The sequence below is a fragment of the Arenimonas sp. genome, from assembly GCF_044353605.1.
Lineage (GTDB): Bacteria > Pseudomonadota > Gammaproteobacteria > Xanthomonadales > Xanthomonadaceae > Arenimonas.
In genome coordinates, this window is record NZ_JBILBO010000032.1 from 1 (window position 1) to 3,669 (window position 3,669).

At 62.5% G+C, this 3,669-nt stretch carries 3 protein-coding genes; all 3 read left to right on the forward strand.

All coding sequences use genetic code 11. The annotated features are described in order from the left end of the window. On the forward strand, window positions 1–377 hold a 377-nt coding region (locus ACIQ1A_RS09530), incomplete at its 5' end, for a magnesium transporter (protein WP_395770836.1). After that, window positions 367–3,090, forward strand: a complete 2,724-nt coding sequence (glnE, locus tag ACIQ1A_RS09535) for a bifunctional [glutamate--ammonia ligase]-adenylyl-L-tyrosine phosphorylase/[glutamate--ammonia-ligase] adenylyltransferase (RefSeq protein WP_395770837.1) — start codon at window positions 367–369, stop codon at window positions 3,088–3,090. The genes ACIQ1A_RS09530 and glnE, both read left to right, overlap by 11 nt. A gap of 125 nt (window positions 3,091–3,215) precedes the next feature. Beyond that, the coding region (locus tag ACIQ1A_RS09540; protein WP_395770838.1) for a malonic semialdehyde reductase at window positions 3,216–3,669 on the forward strand (454 nt) is incomplete at its 3' end.

Consider the following 3,669-nt stretch of genomic DNA (forward strand, 5'->3'; position numbering starts at 1 on the left):
GCGCACAATCCCTGGCCTGTACCCTGCGCGGTCTCAGTCTGTCGAATCCGGCGCGCCCGGTGAAGCGCCAGGTGCTGAAAGAAACCTGGCTGGGTCTGGTCAATGGCATATTGACCGGCCTTCTGGCTGGCGTCGGTATGTTCATCGTCGCCTCGCGGCATCCGGAGCAGGGCGATCCGATGCAGCTGGCGGTGTTGGTGACCACGGCGATGGCGCTCAGCTGCATGGTCGCCGGACTGCTTGGCGCGGCCATGCCGCTGCTGCTGCGCAAACTCGGCATCAATCCGGCCATGGCCGCCAATCTGGTGCTGTCGGGATTGTCCGATATGATCTGCATCGGCCTGTTCCTTTGGATGGCGGTGGCGTTTGTCCTATAAGGGCTTGCCGCCGGTTCTGGCCGCACTGCTGGCCGATCACCCCCGCAATGCCCCATCGTCCGAGGCGCTCGCGCGTCTTGCCCAAGTGTCGGATTTTGCCGTCGAGGTGCTGATTCAGCAACCCGATCTGTTGGGTAGGCTTGATGAGCCTTTGCAACCCTTGCAACTTTCCGACGGCCAGGACGCCGAATGGCCTGGCTTAATCCGCCGCTGGCGTCGCGCCCAATCATTGAAATTAATCTGGCGGGATGTGCTTGGCATCGACAGCGTGGCGCAGACACTTGCCGGCAGTACCTGGATTGCCGAGCAGGCCCTGCAGGCCGGGTTTAAGGCCATAGACAGAGTGTTGCGCCAGAGTCATGGCACGGTACGTGACGAGCACGGCATGGAACAGCATATGACCGTGCTCGGTCTGGGCAAGCTCGGCGGCGGCGAGCTGAACTTTTCGTCCGATGTCGATCTGGTGTATGCCTTCAGCGGGCATGGCATGAGCGATGGCGAACGCCCGATCGCTGCCGAGACCTATTTCACCCGGCTCGGACAACGACTGGCCAATCTGCTTGATGATGTCACCGCCGATGGTTTCTGCCACCGGGTTGATCTGCGCCTGCGTCCTTTCGGTGCCAGTGGCCGCTTGCTGCTGTCCTTCAATGCCATGGAACAATATTTCCAAAGTTCAGGGCGTGACTGGGAGCGCTATGCCTGGCTGAAGGCGCGTCCAGTAGCCGGCGATGCCACCACCGGCTGGCGCCTGCTCGAGATGCTGCGCCCGTTCGTCTATCGGCGTTATCTCGATTTCACCGCCATCGATGGGTTGCGCGACATGAAGGCGAAAATCGAAGCCGAGGTGCAGCGCCGCGACAAGCGTGATGATTTGAAGCTGGGTCCGGGCGGCATCCGTGAAATCGAATTCTACGTGCAGGCCTTGCAGATCATCTATGGCGGCCGTCACCCGGAACTACAGGTCCGCGGTCTTCTGCAGGGATTGCAGCGTCTGTGGGATGGTGGCTTGGTTGAACCGGAAGCCGCATCCGCACTGCAGGACGCCTATCTGTTTCTCCGGCGTCTGGAAAACCGGGTGCAGATGGTGGCCGATGCCCAGGTGCATCGCCTGCCGGATGCGCCAGAGGCGCAGAACCGGTTGGCGTGCGGGCTGGGTTATGCCGACATGCCTGCGTTGCTGGCGGCGCTGGAGCAGCACCGCGCAGCGGTTGAACGCCTGTTTTCCGGATTGCTCGGCGGGCCGGCCACCCAGGTGGACGGTTCCGCGGGCGACGACGACTTGCAGGCCCTGGGTTTTGCCGAAGCGCCTCGGCATGCGGAGCGTCTTGCCGCGCTGTTCGAAAGCGCCGCCGCGCAGGCGTTGGCGGATCGTTCAAAACAACGGCTTCAGCGTGTCGCATCGGCCTTGACGCAGGCCTGCAGCAGGGCGCGTCGGCCGGACGATTGCCTGGCCCATGCCATCAGTTTTCTGCAGGCCACGCTCAGGCGCAGCAGTTACATCGCCCTGCTCGATGAGCAGCCGAACGCCCTGCAGCGCGTCGTCGATGTTTTCGATGAAAGTCTGTGGATGGCGCAGCAATTGATTGATTATCCGCTGCTGCTCGATGAGTTGCTGGACAGCCGCATCATCGCGCGCGGGTTCGATGCCGAAACCTTGCCGGCGCAGATCGAGGCGCGTTTGGCCGGCCATGCCGACGATGCCGAAGCCGCGTTGCTGGCCTTGAACGAGTCCAAACTCAGTCTGACTTTCAAGATTGCCTACCATTTCCTGTTCCACGGCATGGCCGCCACCGACGCCAGCCGGCTGTTGACCCAGCTGGCCGAGCAGATGCTCGATCACTGCAACCGGATCGCCGCGGCCGAACTTTTCCGGCAGCATGGCGCGGTTGCGGATTCGGCCTTCGCGGTCATCGGCTACGGCAGTCTCGGCGCGTCCGGTCTGTCGTTCAATTCGGATCTTGATCTGGTGTTTCTCAACCGGATCGAATCGACTCAGGCCAGCAACGGCGCGCGCAGCCTGGATGCGTCGCGCTATTTCCTGCGCCAGGCGCAGAAACTGATTGCGTTGCTGGATCTGACCACCTCGGCCGGCAGTCTGTACGAGGCCGACATCCGGTTGCGCCCGGACGGCGCCAAAGGCCTGCTGGTCAGCAGCATCGACAGCTTCGCGACCTATCAGAAACAGCGCGCCTGGATCTGGGAGCTGCAGGCGCTGGTGCGCGCGCGCGCGGTTGCCGGCGATGTCGCGCTGTGTGCGGATTTCGAAGTGCTGCGTGCCCAAATCCTGTGTTGCCCGCGCGATCACGCCCACCTGCTTGCCGAAATCATCGCCATGCGGCATCGCATGCGCACCGAACTGGACCGCAGCCGTGACGACCGCTTCGATCTCAAGCACGGATCCGGCGGCCTGACCGATATCGAGTTTTTTCTGCAGGCCCTGGTGCTCGCTCATGCGGGCGCCCACCCGGAGCTGGTGGTCACGCGCGACAGCCGTGCGCTGGCCGAGGCCTTGGCGCAGGCCGGAGTGTTGAGCGGGGATGACGTCCGGATTCTTGCCGAAGGCATTGAAGCGCTCCAGGCGGAAAGCCTGCGTTGCCATCTGGCGCAGCAGCCCCGGGTTGTTGTGCCGACACCGGCCTTGCAGGCCTTGCGGCAGTCCGTCCGGGAAGTTCTGCGTCATCATGGTTTGGCTTTCGAGATGCCGACATAATCCCATAATCGGAACAATCTTTTGATTTGTTGCGCTTACTGCGCCGATGCATTTCCCGTAGTATGAACATCCACTGCAGGCCGACCGGATAGACCGGTGCGCTGATGACGTCCATTGGAGAAACCATGAGAACCGCCCTGAATACCGCCGCGCTCGATCAACTGTTCGGTAGCGCCCGTACCCACAATGTCTGGCAGGATACGCCGGTCTCCGATGCGCAGCTACAGGCCATCTATGAACAGACCAAATGGGGCCCGACCGCCGCCAACAGCTGTCCGGCCCGTTTCGTGTTCGTGAAATCGGCCGAGGCCAAAGCCAAGCTCGCGCCGGCACTCGATGAAGGCAACCGCGCCAAGACCCTTCAGGCGCCGGTCAATGTCATCGTCGCCACCGACTTCGCTTTTTACGAGCAGTTGCCGAAATTGTTTCCGCACGTCGATGCGCGCAGCTGGTTCGCCGGCAGTCCGGCCAAGATCGAAAGCACCGCGGTCCGCAATGGCAATCTGCAAGGCGCCTATTTCATGCTGGCGGCGCGCGCCATGGGTCTGGATTGCGGTCCGATGTCCGGCTTCAACAACG